This window comes from Staphylococcus sp. NRL 16/872 (genome assembly GCF_022815905.2).
Classification (GTDB): Bacteria; Bacillota; Bacilli; order Staphylococcales; family Staphylococcaceae; genus Staphylococcus.
This window is the reverse complement of record NZ_CP119327.1, coordinates 2,403,489-2,420,580: the sequence shown is the minus strand read 5'-3', so window position 1 is coordinate 2,420,580 and position 17,092 is coordinate 2,403,489. Positions and strand designations below refer to the sequence as shown.

General features: G+C 33.8%; 16 protein-coding genes and 1 riboswitch. Of the genes, 11 read left to right on the top strand and 5 right to left on the bottom strand.

Going from position 1 to position 17,092, the window contains the following annotated elements; all coding sequences use genetic code 11:
- Window positions 1-21 precede the first annotated feature (21 nt).
- Window positions 22-429, bottom strand: coding sequence for a general stress protein (locus MT340_RS11950; RefSeq protein WP_243590135.1), 408 nt, complete (start codon window positions 427-429; stop codon window positions 22-24).
- A 212-nt stretch (window positions 430-641) separates the two neighbouring features.
- Window positions 642-744, top strand: a riboswitch (purine riboswitch).
- Window positions 745-1,001: 257 nt separating this feature from the next.
- Here MT340_RS11950 and xpt point away from each other — a divergent pair.
- The 5 genes from xpt (at window position 1,002) to MT340_RS11925 (ending at window position 6,839) form a co-directional block, all read left to right on the top strand.
- Window positions 1,002-1,583: a xanthine phosphoribosyltransferase gene (gene xpt, locus MT340_RS11945; protein ID WP_243590134.1), complete on the top strand. Its 582-nt coding sequence runs from the start codon at window positions 1,002-1,004 to the stop codon at window positions 1,581-1,583.
- The gene (gene pbuX / locus MT340_RS11940; RefSeq protein ID WP_243590133.1) at window positions 1,580-2,848 is read left to right on the top strand and encodes a xanthine permease PbuX; all 1,269 of its coding nucleotides are present in this window, start codon (window positions 1,580-1,582) and stop codon (window positions 2,846-2,848) included. Before xpt ends, pbuX begins: the two co-directional genes overlap by 4 nt.
- Window positions 2,849-2,885: 37 nt before the next feature.
- Window positions 2,886-4,352: an IMP dehydrogenase gene (gene guaB / locus MT340_RS11935; protein ID WP_243590132.1), complete on the top strand. Its 1,467-nt coding sequence runs from the start codon at window positions 2,886-2,888 to the stop codon at window positions 4,350-4,352.
- Window positions 4,353-4,525: 173 nt separating this feature from the next.
- Window positions 4,526-6,067, top strand: a complete 1,542-nt coding sequence (gene guaA, locus MT340_RS11930) for a glutamine-hydrolyzing GMP synthase (protein WP_243603895.1) — start codon at window positions 4,526-4,528, stop codon at window positions 6,065-6,067.
- 178 nt (window positions 6,068-6,245) lie between these two features.
- Window positions 6,246-6,839 carry a hypothetical protein gene (locus tag MT340_RS11925; protein WP_243590130.1) on the top strand — a complete coding sequence of 198 codons (594 nt, stop codon included), beginning with the start codon at window positions 6,246-6,248 and terminating at the stop codon, window positions 6,837-6,839.
- A 202-nt stretch (window positions 6,840-7,041) separates the two neighbouring features.
- Here the strand turns inward: MT340_RS11925 and MT340_RS11920 are convergent, their stop codons facing one another.
- Together MT340_RS11920 and MT340_RS11915 are read right to left on the bottom strand one after the other, a co-directional pair.
- Complete coding sequence (locus MT340_RS11920) at window positions 7,042-7,713, bottom strand: hypothetical protein (RefSeq protein ID WP_243590129.1); 672 nt, start codon at window positions 7,711-7,713, stop codon at window positions 7,042-7,044.
- A 42-nt stretch (window positions 7,714-7,755) separates the two neighbouring features.
- On the bottom strand, window positions 7,756-8,157 hold the full coding sequence (locus MT340_RS11915) for a hypothetical protein (RefSeq protein ID WP_243590128.1): 402 nt from the start codon (window positions 8,155-8,157) through the stop codon (window positions 7,756-7,758).
- Between the two features lie 255 nt (window positions 8,158-8,412).
- On the opposite strand from MT340_RS11915, the gene MT340_RS11910 reads away from it, so the two are divergent.
- Entirely contained in the window at window positions 8,413-8,628 is a 216-nt protein-coding gene (locus tag MT340_RS11910; RefSeq protein WP_243590127.1) for a hypothetical protein, read from the top strand.
- 257 nt (window positions 8,629-8,885) lie between these two features.
- Here the strand turns inward: MT340_RS11910 and MT340_RS11905 are convergent, their stop codons facing one another.
- Window positions 8,886-9,200 (bottom strand): GNAT family N-acetyltransferase, encoded by a 315-nt coding sequence (locus MT340_RS11905; protein ID WP_284120793.1) that lies wholly within the window; start codon window positions 9,198-9,200, stop codon window positions 8,886-8,888.
- Between the two features lie 1,007 nt (window positions 9,201-10,207).
- Complete coding sequence (locus MT340_RS12915; protein WP_089046351.1) at window positions 10,208-10,270, bottom strand: alpha family phenol-soluble modulin; 63 nt, start codon at window positions 10,268-10,270, stop codon at window positions 10,208-10,210.
- Window positions 10,271-10,857: 587 nt separating this feature from the next.
- On the opposite strand from MT340_RS12915, the gene MT340_RS11900 reads away from it, so the two are divergent.
- The 5 genes from MT340_RS11900 (at window position 10,858) to MT340_RS11880 (ending at window position 17,092) form a co-directional block, all read left to right on the top strand.
- Complete coding sequence (locus MT340_RS11900) at window positions 10,858-12,357, top strand: NADH dehydrogenase subunit 5 (RefSeq protein ID WP_243590125.1); 1,500 nt, start codon at window positions 10,858-10,860, stop codon at window positions 12,355-12,357.
- A gap of 15 nt (window positions 12,358-12,372) precedes the next feature.
- Window positions 12,373-14,943, top strand: a complete 2,571-nt coding sequence (locus MT340_RS11895) for a DUF2309 domain-containing protein (RefSeq protein WP_243603893.1) — start codon at window positions 12,373-12,375, stop codon at window positions 14,941-14,943.
- Window positions 14,944-15,012: 69 nt separating this feature from the next.
- A complete protein-coding gene (locus MT340_RS11890; RefSeq protein WP_243590123.1) occupies window positions 15,013-15,381 on the top strand; it encodes a Na-translocating system protein MpsC family protein in 369 nt (122 codons plus the stop codon).
- Window positions 15,382-15,638: 257 nt separating this feature from the next.
- Entirely contained in the window at window positions 15,639-16,334 is a 696-nt protein-coding gene (locus MT340_RS11885) for a GNAT family N-acetyltransferase (protein ID WP_243603892.1), read from the top strand.
- A 62-nt stretch (window positions 16,335-16,396) separates the two neighbouring features.
- Window positions 16,397-17,092, top strand: a complete 696-nt coding sequence (locus MT340_RS11880) for a phosphatase PAP2 family protein (protein WP_243590122.1) — start codon at window positions 16,397-16,399, stop codon at window positions 17,090-17,092.

Genomic DNA, 17,092 nt, shown 5'->3' with positions numbered 1-17,092 from the left:
TAATTAAATTTTTAGGTTTCTTTATGATTTAGGCCCTTTAGATTCGTTTGCGTAATGTGTGATATCAACTTCTTCGTAAGCAGAATTATTTTCTTCTACTTCGTTGTGTGAACTTTTATCTTTATTAGCAACGATTAAAATTCTATCATTAAGCACTTCTTTTTTATATTTTTCTAATTGTTCATCGGATAATTTATAGCGTGTTAAAACTGCTTCTTCACCGTCTTCTCCTGTAAGCAATCTAGACATACGATCGCTGAATGAACCACTTGTAGCCATTAATGTAATTTGAGAATCATGTAAGTCGTCTAAATGTAATTTAGTTTTACTTACAACAGTTAATTCATTTTCTGAATACCCTTCCGCTTTTTTCTTATCAATCACATTATAAATTTCATTTTGGTTATCTACTACTGTAATATCTGGCATATTAATCGTCCTCCAATTTTCGTCCTACTTTTAATAAAAATATACCCTAATGAATGTTTATAAAACTAACCTATAATAATTATATAATTAAACGAGAATAGTTTACAAATGTAGGTAGATATCATTTAATAAAACGCTTACACGTATAAATACTATGATATTAGGCTTTATCTGTTTTCAAATATTGAAAACAGCGCAAAAATTTGCTATTATCAATAATAATTTATATCGCTCATATAATCTAAAGAATATGGCTTTAGAAGTTTCTACCATGTTGCCGCAAACGACATGACTATGGGTACAGTGACAATATTATTCGAGGAAGACTTGATTTAATGGTCATCTAGAAATACTATGTATAGCATTGTTTAACTTTGGAGGTCGGCGTATAGCTAAAGTTTCTCTATGAGATTGAACAAATTGTATAGTTTAAAGTGTTTTTAGAATGATACATTTAAATTCATCGCTATCTTAAGCGTTTATCCTAGATGTATTGCCTGTTCACTCATAGATCCTGAAACTTTATTCAAAGTTTTAGGATTTTTTTGTATATATTTTGAGGAGGTTTTAAAGTGGAATCGCTTAGACAGAAAGTCAAAGAGGATGGCGTCGTAATTGATGAAAAGATTTTAAAGGTTGATGGTTTCCTTAATCATCAAATTGATGCAAAGTTAATGCACGAAGTTGGTAAAACTTTTTACGATCAATTTAAAGATAAAGGTATTACTAAAATTTTAACGATTGAAGCGTCAGGTATCGCGCCAGCAATTATGGCTTCACTACATTTTGATGTGCCTTGCTTATTCGCAAAGAAAGCGAAACCAAGCACATTGAAAGATGGATTTTATAGTACAGATATACACTCATTTACGAAGAATAAAACGAGTACGGTTATCGTGTCTGAAGAATTTTTAGGTGAAAATGATAAAGTTTTAATTATCGATGACTTTTTAGCTAATGGGGATGCCTCTTTAGGGTTATATGATATTGCACAACAAGCCAAAGCTGAGACAGTGGGTATTGGTATTGTTGTTGAAAAAAGTTTCCAAGATGGACGACAAAGATTAGAAGAAGCAGGTTTAACGGTTTCTTCATTATGTAAAGTAGCTTCTCTTATGGGGAATCAAGTTACTTTACTAGGTGACGATGAATGAAAAATTTCATTTTAAGCCTTCAACATTTATTAGCAATGTATGCAGGGGCGATTCTAGTACCTATTATTGTAGGGACTAGTCTTAAATTTACACCTGAAGAAATTGCTTACTTAGTAACTGTAGATATTTTTATGTGTGGGGTCGCTACTTTTTTACAAGCGAACAAAGTCACTGGAACAGGGTTACCTATCGTTCTAGGATGTACTTTTACAGCGGTAGCACCGATGATATTAATTGGCCAAACTAAAGGATTAGACGTTCTTTATGGTTCGCTATTTTTATCTGGTATTTTAGTAGTTATTATTGCACCTTTCTTTTCATATTTAGTTAAATTCTTCCCTCCTGTTGTAACAGGAAGTGTTGTAACGATTATAGGTATCAATTTAATGCCTGTAGCGATGAATTATTTAGCTGGGGGACAAGGTGCCAAAGATTACGGTAATCCTAAAAATTTAATTTTAGGTGGCGTAACATTAGTCGTCATTCTTTTATTACAACGATTTACGACTGGATTTTTAAAATCTATTGCTATCCTTATTGGTTTAGTAGTAGGAACTATTTTAGCTAGTGTGTTTGGTTTAGTAGATATTAATCAAGTAGGTCAAGCCCACTGGTTTGGTATTCCTCGACCATTCCGATTTTCAGGATTTGGATTTGATATAGGAGCGACATTAGTGTTCACTATTGTGGCCATTGTTAGCTTGATAGAATCTACAGGTGTGTATCATGCGTTAAGTGAGATTACTGGTAGACAGCTTGAACGTAAAGATTTCCGTAAAGGTTACACTGCAGAAGGTCTTGCAATTATTTTGGGATCGATTTTCAACTCGTTTCCGTATACTGCCTATTCTCAAAACGTAGGTTTAGTATCTTTATCAGGTGCTAAGAAAAATAACATTATTTACGGCATGGTTGTCTTACTCTTGATTTGTGGTTGTATCCCTAAATTAGGTGCTTTAGCTAACATCATTCCTTTACCTGTGTTAGGTGGCGCTATGATAGCGATGTTCGGAATGGTAATGGCGTATGGTGTGAGTATCTTAGGTCATATTGATTTTAAAAATCAAAATAATTTATTAATTATTGCTGTATCTGTTGGTTTAGGAACGGGTATAAGTGCAGTACCTCAAGCATTTAAAGCATTAGGTGAACAATTTGCTTGGCTAACTCAAAACGGCATTGTATTAGGTGCCATTTCTGCAATTATTCTTAATTTCTTTTTTAACGGTATAAAATATAAACAAAGCGAAGAAAATGTGAAATAATAGGACTAACTTTATAAAAATGGAGGCTGTATTACAAATGTGGGAAAATAAGTTTGCTAAAGAATCATTAACTTTTGATGATGTTTTATTAATTCCAGCTGCGTCAGACGTATTACCAAGCGATGTTGATTTAAGTGTTGAATTATCAGATAGAATCAAATTAAATATTCCAGTGATTTCAGCTGGGATGGATACAGTAACTGAATCTAAAATGGCGATTGCTATGGCTCGTCAAGGTGGATTAGGTGTTATTCATAAGAATATGGGCATTGAAGAGCAAGCTGATGAAGTACAAAAAGTTAAACGTTCAGAAAATGGCGTTATTACGAACCCATTCTTCTTAACTCCAGATGAAAGTGTGTATGAAGCAGAAGCATTAATGGGTAAATATCGTATTTCAGGTGTACCTATTGTGAGTGATGAAGAATCAAGAGAACTTGTTGGTATCATTACAAACCGTGATTTACGTTTTATTGAAGACTTTTCAATCAAAATTTCTGATGTTATGACAAAAGAAAATTTAATTACAGCTCCCGTTGGCACAACATTAGATGAAGCAGAATCGATTCTACAAGAACATAAAATCGAAAAATTACCTTTAGTGGAAAAGGGCCGTTTAGAAGGTTTAATTACGATTAAAGATATTGAAAAAGTACTTGAGTTCCCTCATGCAGCAAAAGATGCGCATGGTCGTTTATTAGCTGCAGCAGCTATCGGTACGTCTAAAGATACTGAAGTTCGTGCGCAAAAATTAGTTGAAGCAGGTGTAGATGCTTTAATTATTGATACTGCCCATGGTCATTCTAAAGGCGTAATCGAACAAGTTAAGAAAATGAAAGAAAAATACCCTGAAATTACAATTGTTGCAGGTAACGTTGCTACAGCTGAAGCGACACGTGCATTATTTGAAGCGGGCGCTGATGTAGTTAAAGTAGGTATCGGTCCTGGTTCAATTTGTACAACACGTGTAGTAGCAGGTGTAGGTGTGCCTCAAATTACAGCAGTTTATGATTGTGCAACTGAAGCACGTAAACACGGTAAAGCGATTATTGCTGATGGTGGTATTAAATTCTCAGGTGACATTATTAAAGCATTAGCTGCTGGTGGACATGCAGTAATGTTAGGTAGCCTTTTAGCTGGTACTGAAGAAAGTCCAGGTGCAACTGAAGTCTTCCAAGGTAGACAATATAAAGTTTATCGTGGTATGGGTTCTTTAGGCGCAATGGAAAAAGGTTCAAACGACCGTTACTTCCAAGAAGATAAATCTCCAAGAAAATTTGTTCCAGAAGGTATCGAAGGTCGTACGGCTTACAAAGGACCATTACAAGATACAGTTTATCAACTTATGGGTGGCGTAAGAGCTGGTATGGGTTACACTGGCTCACCTGACTTAAAAACATTACGTGAAGAAGCACAATTCACACGTATGGGTCCTGCTGGTTTAGCAGAAAGTCATCCACATAATGTACAAATTACTAAAGAATCACCTAACTATTCATTCTAATTTCAAATGACATGACTAGGTAGCCTTGTGAGATAAAATTCAGAGAACGCTTTTCACTCTCATGCGTCTGTAAAATGAGTTGTTCATTTTCAAAAAATAACTTAAAAATTGCGCGTGAGGGAAAGCGTTTCTCTATTATTTACATAAAATCAATTAAAAGGAGCTTCACAATTATGGAAATGGCTAAAGAGCAAGAGTTGATTCTTGTCTTAGACTTCGGTAGTCAATATAACCAGCTTATTACGCGTCGTATTCGTGAAATGGGCGTTTATAGTGAGTTGCATGATCATGAAATTTCTATTGAAGAAATCAAGCGTATGAATCCTAAAGGCATCATCTTGTCAGGTGGACCTAATTCAGTTTATGAGGAAGGTTCATTTACAATTGATCCTGAAATTTATAATCTAGGCGTTCCTGTGTTAGGTATTTGTTACGGTATGCAATTGACGACTAAACTTTTAGGCGGAAAAGTAGAACGCGCAAATGAACGTGAATATGGTAAAGCAATAATTAATGCTAAATCTGACGAGTTATTCTTCGGTTTACCAGAGGAACAAACAGTGTGGATGAGTCACTCTGATAAAGTAATTGAAATTCCAGAAGGGTTCGAAGTAATCGCAGATAGTCCAAGTACGAATTATGCGGCGATTGAAGATAAAGAACGTCGTATTTATGGCGTGCAGTTCCATCCAGAAGTACGTCATACTGAATACGGTAATGACTTATTAAGAAACTTCGTGCGTCGCGTATGTGAATGTACTGGCGAATGGTCAATGGAGAACTTTATTGAAAACGAAGTTGAAAAGATTCGTGAACGTGTTGGCGACCGTAAAGTGTTATGTGCGATGAGTGGTGGTGTAGATTCATCTGTAGTTGCTGTGCTATTACATAAAGCTATTGGTGACCAACTTACATGTATCTTCGTGGACCATGGTTTACTTCGTAAAGGCGAAGGGGACATGGTAATGAAACAATTCGGTGAAGGTTTCGACATGAATATTATCCGTGTGAATGCTAAAGATCGTTTTATGGATAAATTAAAAGGCGTGTCTGATCCAGAACAAAAACGTAAAATTATCGGTAACGAATTCGTATATGTCTTTGATGACGAAGCGGCTAAATTAACGGATGTAGATTTCTTAGCGCAAGGTACACTTTATACCGACGTTATCGAATCAGGTACTAAAACTGCTCAAACGATTAAATCTCACCATAACGTAGGTGGCTTACCAGAAGATATGGAGTTCGAATTAATTGAGCCAATTAACACGTTATTTAAAGATGAAGTGCGCGCATTAGGTATTGAATTAGGTATTCCTGAACATTTAGTATGGAGACAACCATTCCCAGGCCCAGGATTAGGCATTCGTGTACTAGGTGAAATTACTGAAGATAAATTAGAAATCGTACGTGAATCAGATGCGATTTTACGTGAAGTTATTCGCGAAGAAGGTCTTGAAAGAGAGATTTGGCAGTACTTCACAGTATTACCAGGTATCCAATCAGTAGGTGTTATGGGCGATTACCGTACGTATGACCACACTATTGGTATTCGTGCTGTAACGTCAATTGATGGTATGACAAGTGACTTTGCACGTATCGATTGGGAAGTCTTACAAAAGATTTCAAGCCGTATTGTAAATGAAGTGGATCACGTTAACCGCGTTGTCTATGACATTACTTCTAAGCCACCTAGTACAATTGAATGGGAATAAGAAAAAAGAATAATGAAACCCTCTAACCGTTGTTGTTAGAGGGTTATTTTTTTAGTTTGTAAATTAGAATAAGAAAAAAATTAGGACGTTAAATATTTAATTTTATTATAAAAATTTTTGAGACTATAATTAATATATTGTGTTACAATATTATTAAAAAATAAAAGGAATGAAAAATATGAAATTTAGATATTTAGTAGTACCTAGTTTAGCGATCACTTTATTATTAACTGGATGTGGTCAGAATGATAGTGATAATAGTAAAGATTCAAAAGATAAACAAGAAGTAAAAAAGAAAGAGAAATCCAAGAAATCTAGTAAAGATTCAAGAGATAAAGATACTAATATTGAAGAAGCTTCAAGTAATGCTAATAATCAACAAGAGACACAGACTGAAGCTAATATAAATCCACAAAATGGTAATACAATGAATAGTGATTCTATGGAGAATGCTACGTCACAGAATACTAATATCGAAGAAGCTTCAAGCAATGCTAATAATCAGCAAGAGATCCAGACTGAAACTAACACAAACCCACAAAATAATAATGTAACAAATAGTAACTCCAATAATGAGAATATTAACAGTAAAGAATATCAAGACTATCTAAATGCTAAACAAAGTCAATACGCGTTAACTCATTTAACACCTGAACAAAAAGCAAGTGGAGCTGGCGGAGGTGGAGCTGCATGGAATTATGCAGATGAAGATGAGAGCTTTGCTGATTGGAAATCTAGAACTGATAGAGAAAAAGCTGAGGCAGGATATTAATAAACATAATATTATGTTATATAAATTAAAGCTTATGATTGAATAAGAATAAAAAATAAGAATAATGAACCCCTCTAACTATTGCGGTTAGAGGGGGTTATTTGTACTAAATAATATGGAACTTGGACAGAGTTAGGTTGGATGAAGTCGAAATTTAAGTTATATTTTGATTAAAAGATAATGTAGAATTTTACTTATAACATTACTGTGCTGGTGGTGTTGTTTGTTCTTGTACACGTTGTTTATATTGGGTATATGTTTCTCCGGCATCAGAAGTTAACCCTGGTCCTCCTCCAATATGTTCATATTTACCAGGGTTAGCTTGTGTATCTTTTGTAAATGCTTGAGCTTCTTGATATTGCTTATATGTAGGTGTATTCATATCTTGCTGTTTATTTGATTGGGTAGTTTGTAAAGATTGGCTACTTTGTCCGTTATTATTTTGACTTTGAGTAGCCTGTGACTGACTTTGTTGTTCATTATTTTGTTGTTTTTGATTAGATGTAGCTTGTCTAGTAGATTCAGAATGATTACTTTGGTTTGTAGTAGAATTAATATTAGTATTTGGATTAGTATTTGGATTACTATTTGAAGATTTATTATTGCTATCAGAATTGCTATTTTCAGATTGTTTATTATTATTATTATTAGTGCTTTGTTCAATTGAACTATGATTGTCACTTGATTTGCTATTTTTATCAGATTTGTGTTTCTTACTTAACTTACTATCTGAAATTTTATCCTTAGCACTGTTGGCTTTATTATCAGGTTTCTTATGTTCGTTACTATTAGAATGAGTATCTTTATTTTCTAATTGATTACATGCGCCTAAAAACAATGTACTTGTTAACAATAAACTTAATACTTTTTTCATTTTTTATCCCCCTTATGCTTTATTAAGTCGAAGTAGCCTTTTTTATTTTAAAGCTTCTTTCATTGCATCTTTATATTTATCGAATACTTTATCGTCAATATCCCCATTCATTTGCATTAAAATATCGTCTTTAGCATAAGTATGTGAATAAAAGATTCCACTCGCTTTGCCTAATTCATCATAATATTTTTTAGTATCTTTTAAATCATTTTCATTTTCAAATTTTAAGATACGAGCATTTTTATTATCTGTTACTGTGAACATCTTAGCATCTTTAGCTTTCATAGGTGCCATGCCGAAATCTTCACGTTTCATCTTTTTTAAGTTATCTACATTAAGACCTTCTTTTTTAAATTTATTAGTTACATCACTAATTTCATGATGAGTGCTACATGCTCCTAAAATTAATGTGCTTGTCAATAAAACGCCAAATATCTTTTTCATTGCTTTCCCCTTTGTTATTTTAATTTTTAGTGTTCTTATACATGTAAATTAATATTAATTATGTATTAGTTATATTTATAATAGTAATTATTTTCTTTTTCCATGTCTATTTAATTTTATCTTAAATTAGTAATATACGTTTTCCATGTGAACTTTAAATATGGTTAAATAATGATGAAAAATATAAACTAGGCTATTTGTATTGAGAAAAATATGAAATGTAGAAAAATGAAAATGGAAATGGTGGTGAAATTTATGTTTAAACATTACTTAATCTTTTTAGAAAAATATAAGAAAAATCAAAGAGTTGCCTTTCATAAGACTATTTATAGTAAAGATGATTTTGTTGAAGTCACTAAATATATCGATGAATTAAAAACGCTTGGTATTCAATTCTACACACATATGATAACTACTGAAGATGAGGAAATTGAAAGTATTGAAAAAAAGATAGCTTCTTTAAAGGTGTAAGTTACTTTGAAATTTATGAAGAATTTTTAATACTTGCTAAATCTTCGGAAAAATTGAATACTTTAAATCTTGGAAACTAAAAAGCTTCCTTTTCCTGAAAATTTTTTAACATTTGATTATGGCCAAGTAGTTGAAAGAGTGCATAGGGAATATAAAGGGATTAGAGACTTGCTTTCTGAAAAAGATGATCAAAATTGTCTATAACATTCAAAATGAACCCCTCTAATCTTTATAGTTAGAGGGGGTTCATTTTAGTTTTATTCAGTCGTAGGCTTGGTCCATTTCATTAGAAGTTCTTCATTGTCTAGCGTATCGATATTAGTGTCGATCGTGACAAAGTGTAGTTTTTCATAAAAATGGAGGGCTTTTTTATTTTCGGCAAATACTTTTAATGTTAGTTCGTCATGGATTGTCATCAAATGATGCATTAATTCTGTTCCGATACCTTCATTTCTAAATTCTGCTTTGACAAATAAACCTTTAATGTAATTGCTTTCTAATCCACAGAAGGCGACAATGAGATTATTTCTCTTATAAACATACACGTCAGCTTTTTTTACTGATTTCAACATATTGCTATAGTTATCTATCCAATAACGGCTATTTATAAAAGAGTGTGAATCTATATTTGCGTTAAGCCAAATATTCGCTAATACTTTTAAGGTTTTCCGATTTTTCTTTTCTAAATGTTCTATCAATATTAACACCTACTTCACATTATGTATGAAATTTCGAACGTATTAGTATGTATATACGATTAATGATTCGCTTGATCATAAAACCTTCACTATATAAATACCCTTTTTTATAGGTGAATAAATAGAATATACATTAATTAATAAAAATAATTGTGGACTATGAAACACTTAATTCAGTTATTAGTAAATTTAATTCAATAAAAATGGTGAGGTAAATATAATTAATAAAACGATATTAAAAATAAACAATATCACATTTAGTATGATGTGCATATTTAATAACAAACATAATGTATTTAAAATAAGGGTGAGGAAGATAATTAAGGCGCCAGGCCAATACCAAAAATTAACGATAGTATAGTTGTATAAATTGGTAAATAGTGTAGTGTAAACAATAAATCCACTTAAAATTGTCAACAAAATGGAAATGAAAGAGAAGTGTTTGAAGTGTTGCATATAGATGTCCTTTCTATGTTGTTATTAAGGTTGAGACATAAAAGATTTGTGCGCTAGGAAATCGATTTATGTTTTGTCCCGACCTTTTTCTCTAAAATGATGTTGGTCTATTGCAATAATGTGTTGTAAGGTATATTATCATTGAGAGTGGTTAGATTTACAACCTTTAATCATAGGTTAAGCATCATTTATGTTGAAATAAGGACTTAATTTAATAAAGATTTAAGCGACTTCACAGAATTGTTACATGCACACACTCAAAAATGTGTTATTTTATAGATAACAAAATAAATTCATTTTATCCACGAACGTTTAATCGAGTTATTTCTCGGTTAAACGTTTCTTTCATTTTAGCAAAAAAATAGTAAGGTTTTCGTTTGAAGAAAACCTTACTGTTTAATAACTCTATGTGCGTTTTGTAAGACTTATTTTTTAGTTAAGTCGATGATGAATTTAACAAGTTCAATAATACCAGAAATGATTCCCATTTTGAGTACCTCCTTATTAAATGTTAAATACAGTATAACGTGCGTTATTGAATAAAAGGGCATTAATCCCTAAGTTGCGGAAAGCGCTTCATAAACGATGATTTTCCGATAAATTATAACAGTCAGTCATGCCTAAGTGTGAAACTTCTTAAATAAACGATATACATTCTACTAAATTAATCATTCGCTTCTAAATCTTAATGTTACTCGTTCTATCTATGATAAATGTTTGACATTTAGTTATTATTTTCATATATTGTAGTTATTACGCGAATTTTTTACATAAGTCTTTATCAAGCAATTATGCAAGGAAGTTTTATATTAAAATATATCCATTGTTTAATTGAAGGGTAAGAAATATGTAGTATAGAAATTATCGATAAAATAAAAGGCTGAAAATGATAGTTAATACTAGACAGTCTTATATACATAATTAAAAGGTAGCTTATAAAAACATTTATAACATATTCAAATGAGTTCTAAAGAAGCCTGCGATAGTTAGTTGAAACCTTAAATGATAGGAACAAAACTAGTCTGTTGCAGGTATTTTCGTATATTAATTTAGTTTGAAAGATGGAGGAACAGCAATGTTAAGTTCAAGTTTATTACTGACACTATTTTTTATAACGCTTGTCATTGCAGTGCTGAGTGGACTAATTTTTTTGATTCCGTCGGTCCCTGTACAATACATACGTTTACATTTAATTTTACTCTTACTACCTGTCATCGTAGGAGTGATTGGTTTAATTACAATTCAGGATAGAGAAATTGTAGGCATTTTTGCATTAGATAAACTCGCTTGGTTAGTCGGTGCTTTCGTATTAGCTTTAGGATTTATCATTCAAAAGTTCTCAATGCGTTATTTACTTGGAGATCGTAACTATCGCAAATATTTCACACTCTATACCTTTACGACAGTATTTGCATCAGTTGGTTGGTTAAGTAATGATTTACGACTAATGACATTATGTTGGGGACTTACATTATTTTGCTTAACACAATTAATTCGTTTAAACCGCTCATGGAAGGTACCTGCAGAAGCAGCCAAAGTCTCTGCACGTTCATTTATTATCGGTTGGCTCGCTTTATTATTAGCAGTCATCCTATTATATGTCGGAACTGGAGATTGGACGATTGACCCAACGCAAAATTACGATTACGCAATGGGTTACGGCATGAAATTATTAGTAGATTTATTACTTGTGCTTGCGGTCATTATCCCAGCAGCGCAATATCCTTTCCAAAGTTGGTTGATTGAATCAGTAGTAGCGCCAACGCCTGTATCTGCCGTTATGCATGCAGGTATCGTAAATGCTGGTGGCATTATTTTAACTCGTTTTTCACCAGTATTTGATAACCATATCGCGTTAACAATACTGTTAATTATCTCAAGTATTTCTGTCTTAATCGGTTCAGGCATTAGCTTGGTCCACGTAGATTACAAACGCCAACTCGTAGGTTCTACGATGAGCCAAATGGGCTTCATGCTTGTGCAATGTGCGCTCGGTGTCTATTCCGCTGCGATTATTCACTTGATTTTACACGGTGTGTTTAAAGCAACCTTATTCCTACAATCAGGTTCAATTGTAAAACGCTTTAACATTCCTACACCACCTAACGTTAAACGCTCATACGCTTGGACAGTGTTAGGTCGAGCACTTGCGATTATCATTGCGGTGATCTTTTTCATAACAAGTAAGCATAACGCTTACACATTAATCAGTGCGTTCATCTTAGCTTGGTCATTATCTGTATCTTGGAACCAAATGGTAGCGTTAAATAGAGGTGTTATGGGCCGCATTATCGGTATCGCTATGCTTGTTATCGTAGCATTCGTATACGTCATCACACATCAAGTATTTGTCGATATCTTAGATAATGTTTACATGGTGCCGTCTCATCCACCATTACTAAGCGCCATCCTTTGTATCGCAATTTTAGTATTAGGTAGTGTTTTCAGTATTTGGGTCGCACGTCGTCGTACATCGACTGCTTTTGCCAAAGTCTATTTGTGGCTCATCAAGATCGGCGAAGCTAAATTTAAATCAGTTGAAAGCCATCCTAACTACTTGAAGAAATATTTATAAGAGGTGAAACCTGACATGACAATTACCAAACATAATATAGATGAAACAGTTAAATCAGCACGTCGTGTAATAACGCCACTTTCACCTATTTCAATTTTTGCAGCACGCAATCCTTGGGAAGAAATGGAACACCAAACCTTCGACCAAGTAGCACAGTGGTTTAAACACGTACGAGATATTGATTTATACCCTAGCCACGCCTCTGTGATGACTGCTTTGGAAAAGGGCGAGATAGACCAATCTCTCGTAGAAGAAGAAGTCAAACAAGCAGTGCGTAAATACAAGACGTCTATACCTCAACAGCATATTGATACCTATTGCAAGAATGCCATGCGCATACAAGATGTACCTAACGATTTAATTACGAAAGAAGCATACTTAAAATTAGAAGTATCAAAACTTAAAGGCGTCTTTGAAAATGAACCTTTTAAATATGCACGTTCAAAAAGTGCCAATGCGTTTAATGCCAAAGGCGAATCTCTTATGGATGAACTGAATACGCATATTATTAAATGGTCAAAACTTTATTTAGATAATTTCCAATCAAGTTGGACAATGCCAAAACGTGAAGAAGGCTTCTACGTTGCATGGTTACACTTAGCACAACACGATCCTATGTTGACGAAAACACAACGCAAAATGGTTAAGACACTACCGCATGACTACAGAGAAGCACTTATTATGGCATTAAACCATTTAGATATTGCGGAAGATGAACGTGAATTTTATCTAACTGGACATTTCTTATCATTACCTGGATGGGCAGGAATGATGTATTATCGAGCAGAACAAAATGAACATGAAGCGGATGTATTAACGCAATATCTTGCGATACGTTTAACAATGGAATGCATCTTATTAGATACTGAAAAAATGAGCCGTCCGGCAGTCTTAAATGTGGAAAGACGTATTAAAGAATTAGTAAGTAAATGGTTATACTATGGGGAAATGTCAATTGATGAATGGGCAGCCATGTCGATTGAAGATCAAATTGAACATTTAAAATTCGCGCATGATTTTAATCCGCTTTATTTTAAAAAATTGTGGCTCGAAGCATGGGAAGAAACACATGAACGTGAATTGATAGATAGTATTTATAATAAATCAACGAAACAAGAGCCACCACAAACTCAAGTTCAATTAGCGTTCTGTATAGATGTACGTTCAGAACCATTTCGTCGTCATTTAGAAAGTGAAGGACCATTTGAAACAATTGGTATTGCAGGTTTCTTCGGCTTACCGATTCGTAAAGAAGTATTGCATGAACAATTTAGCCATAATTCATTACCAGTCATGGTGCCACCAGCTTACACGATTAAAGAATATGCGGATCGTCACGCTTTAAATACGTATAATCAACAACAGCATTCAGTAACATCAATGTTTTACACATTTAAATTGATGAAACATAATGTCTTGCCAAGTTTACTGTTACCAGAACTCAGTGGACCATTCTTAAGTTTAAATACATTAGCTAGTACGCTTATACCGAAGAGTACTCGAAACTTCGTACGTAACTTTACGAAGAATTGGTTGAAGAAACCGGAAGCCAAATTAACTATCAATCGTGAACATGATTTATATAGTGATTTGCCAATTGGTTTCACTGAAGAAGAACAAGTGGCTTTCACGAAGCAAGCATTGCAACTCATGGATTTAACAACTGATTTCGCGCCATTGGTAGTTTTAGGTGGCCATGGTAGTGAATCAAACAATAATCCATACCATGCTTCATTAGAATGTGGTGCTTGTGGTGGGGCTTCAAGCGGCTTTAACGCTAAGTTACTTGCGATGATGTGTAACTTGCCTCATGTGCGTCAAAGCTTGAAAGCGGAAGGCATTACTATTCCTGAAGAAACAGTATTTATTGCAGCAGAACATAAAACGTCTGTAGATGAATTAGAATATATTTATATGCCAGAGTTAACAGAATCCGCTCAAAAAGCATTTGATATGTTAGAAGAAGCGATGCCACGCGTAAGCTATAAAGCTAATACTGAACGTTTAGCTAACTTACCTGGCTTAGATCAAGGTCGTACGAAAGACCCAGTTGCTGAAGCACGACGTTATGCGAGTGACTGGAGTGAAATTCGTCCAGAATGGGGTCTTGCTCGAAATGCAGAGTTTATTATCGGACAACGTAGTATTACAGAAGGAACCAATTTAGAAGGTCGTGCATTTTTACATAATTACGATTGGAAAAAAGACGCAGACGGTCAGCTTCTTAATACGATTATTTCTGGACCTGCATTAGTTGCGCAGTGGATCAATTTACAATATTACGCTTCTACAGTAGCGCCTCATTTCTATGGAAGTGGAAATAAAACGACACAATCTGTAACTTCAGGTGTCGGCGTCATGCAAGGTAATTCGAGTGACTTATTAGCAGGCTTACCATGGCAATCCGTTATGGCGGCAGATAATAAAATTTATCATTCTCCAATTCGTTTATTAGTTGTTATTCAAGCACCTGATAGCTACATTGAAGCATTGCTTGAAAATAATATTAAATTTAATCAGAAAGTGGATCATCGTTGGGTTCGTCTAGCAAGTATTGATGAAGATGGTAACTGGAAAGACTGGTAGGGAGTTCGGTTTTTCCTGAAAAAGTGATAAAATAAGGTTAATCAATCAATAGGAGACTTAAGATTAACCATGGCTAAATCTAAAGGTGCTTATGAAGCAGAAATTAGTAAAGCAATCACTCAATGGGAAAAGGACTTTCTAGGACGAGGTTCACTCTCAGTTAAAACAGATATTTTAAGAGATATGATTATCGTCAATTTACAAGGGGTCTTAACGCCAGCTGAGTATCGTGTATGTGAAACACAGGAAGGTTTACTCAACATTAAACGTACACGCTCAGAACTTGTAGAATCAGGACAAGATGACTTAATGCAACTTATATTAGATATTACAGACGTTAGTGTAAATAGCTTCCATAGTGATTTAAGCACTATAACGGGAGAACGCGTCATTATATTTAAATTAGATGAGAATTTGGAAAAAACACTTCAAAAATAAACAGTGATGAAAGAAAGGCTGGGACAATAATAAAATGTCTCAGCCTTCGTTAACATATTGGCAGTAGCTGACTGTTTTGAAAATGCGCTTAAATCAAGCTTTTTTCAAATCTAGTCATCCTTGCCGGGGCGGGAGGACGAAATTATTTTAATTTCTATCCCGCTCCCTTTTTTATCTAATTCAAGCATACCTATTAAGAGCTTATTTTGTAGCTTTAGTGTACAATTTACACAAAGGCAGTGTGGGAGTTGAAAGCAATGCGAGTAAATGAATTTAAACAACCAATAGGAGACGCGTTAGATAACTATAGGGTACCTTCATTTCCTGATGCACAAACTCTTGAAGGACAATATGGATCACTAATAAAATTAGGCATAAATCACATAGATCATTTGTATGATGCACTATGTGACGATGATTCTAGAAAAAATTGGACATATCTTTATGAAGGACCTTTTAATAATAAATTTACCTTTGAGTACTATGTTAAACAACTTATTAATAGCGAAGATAAATATTTCTTTACTATTGAAGATAATACACAACAACAACCTTTAGGCATTTTGGCGTTAATGCGCATAAATCCTGAGCATGGTTCTATAGAAGTAGGTAATATTATATATTCCAATCAATTAAAGAAGACACGTGTAGGAACAGAAATACAGTATTTATTAGCAAAGTATGTGTTTGAAACATTAGGCTACAGACGCTATGAATGGAAATGTGATAATTTGAACGCACCTTCTAAACATGCGGCACAAAGATTTGGATTTACATTTGAAGGAGTCTTCCGACATTCCAATATTTGTAAAGGACGCAATCGAGATACTGCTTGGTTCTCAATGCTCGATAATGAATGGCCAAATGTAAAATCAAGATTTGAACAGTGGCTTAAGCCAGAGAACTTTGATGAGAATGGGCACCAAAGAAAACATCTTAATGATTTTTCTTGATAAGGAATGCGTGTTTTAATAGGTAAAAGAAATATATGAAATTAGGAACTGGTGAAAGTAGTATGAAACAAAAGAGAGAATTGACATCTGCGATAACGGTACCTATGTTCATGATTGGGTTAATTATTTTTATATTTTCAGCGATAAATGTGAGTAGGAATGCATTGTTTATTCAAAATATTGATTTAGGCTCGTTACATTGGCTAACTGAACAATTTGGAGAACCTCAAAGACATTTTGGAGGCAATCTTTGGCAGAACTTTATGACTTTTTGCGCTGAAATTGGTGAAGTGAAATCGATCATGTACATAACGGCATTTTTAGCGCTTATTTTATTATTTAAAAATTATAAAGTTTCGATATGGCTCATATTGAGTATCTATACAGGAACGTTAATGAATTATTTGATTAAGCAACTTATAGAAAGGCCACGTCCCTATAATCATTTATTACGTGATCATGGCTATTCGTTTCCAAGTGGACACTCAAATGCGAGTACATTATTAGCTTTAGCTTTACTTATCGTTATTCTACCTATGATTAAGGTTATGGCTATAAGAATCATAATCAGTGTGCTTACTGTCGTAATATGGATAGGCGTTTTAGGTTGTCGACTTTATTTCCATGCCCATTATATTACGGACGTTGTGGGTGGTGTGTCGTTAGGTGTAATATGGATGGCGTTGTTTTTAATGGTTGTTCCATTGTTTTATCTTAATTTTCCGAGAGCTAAAAATAAAAATGTTCAACGTTGTTAA

Bases quoted from the DNA above. Each gene is read 5' to 3' on its own strand.
- MT340_RS11915 (WP_243590128.1), bottom strand. From the start codon at position 8,157: ATGAAAAAGATATTTGGCGTTTTATTGACAAGCACATTAATTTTAGGA.
- MT340_RS11900 (WP_243590125.1), top strand. From the start codon at position 10,858: ATGTTAAGTTCAAGTTTATTACTGACACTATTTTTTATAACGCTTGTC.
- MT340_RS11880 (WP_243590122.1), top strand. From the start codon at position 16,397: ATGAAACAAAAGAGAGAATTGACATCTGCGATAACGGTACCTATGTTC.
- pbuX (WP_243590133.1), top strand. From the start codon at position 1,580: ATGAAAAATTTCATTTTAAGCCTTCAACATTTATTAGCAATGTATGCA.
- MT340_RS11925 (WP_243590130.1), top strand. From the start codon at position 6,246: ATGAAATTTAGATATTTAGTAGTACCTAGTTTAGCGATCACTTTATTA.
- MT340_RS11895 (WP_243603893.1), top strand. From the start codon at position 12,373: ATGACAATTACCAAACATAATATAGATGAAACAGTTAAATCAGCACGT.
- MT340_RS11885 (WP_243603892.1), top strand. From the start codon at position 15,639: ATGCGAGTAAATGAATTTAAACAACCAATAGGAGACGCGTTAGATAAC.
- MT340_RS11950 (WP_243590135.1), bottom strand. From the start codon at position 429: ATGCCAGATATTACAGTAGTAGATAACCAAAATGAAATTTATAATGTG.
- MT340_RS11910 (WP_243590127.1), top strand. From the start codon at position 8,413: ATGTTTAAACATTACTTAATCTTTTTAGAAAAATATAAGAAAAATCAA.
- MT340_RS11890 (WP_243590123.1), top strand. From the start codon at position 15,013: ATGGCTAAATCTAAAGGTGCTTATGAAGCAGAAATTAGTAAAGCAATC.
- MT340_RS11920 (WP_243590129.1), bottom strand. From the start codon at position 7,713: ATGAAAAAAGTATTAAGTTTATTGTTAACAAGTACATTGTTTTTAGGC.
- guaB (WP_243590132.1), top strand. From the start codon at position 2,886: ATGTGGGAAAATAAGTTTGCTAAAGAATCATTAACTTTTGATGATGTT.
- guaA (WP_243603895.1), top strand. From the start codon at position 4,526: ATGGAAATGGCTAAAGAGCAAGAGTTGATTCTTGTCTTAGACTTCGGT.
- MT340_RS11905 (WP_284120793.1), bottom strand. From the start codon at position 9,200: ATGTTGAAATCAGTAAAAAAAGCTGACGTGTATGTTTATAAGAGAAAT.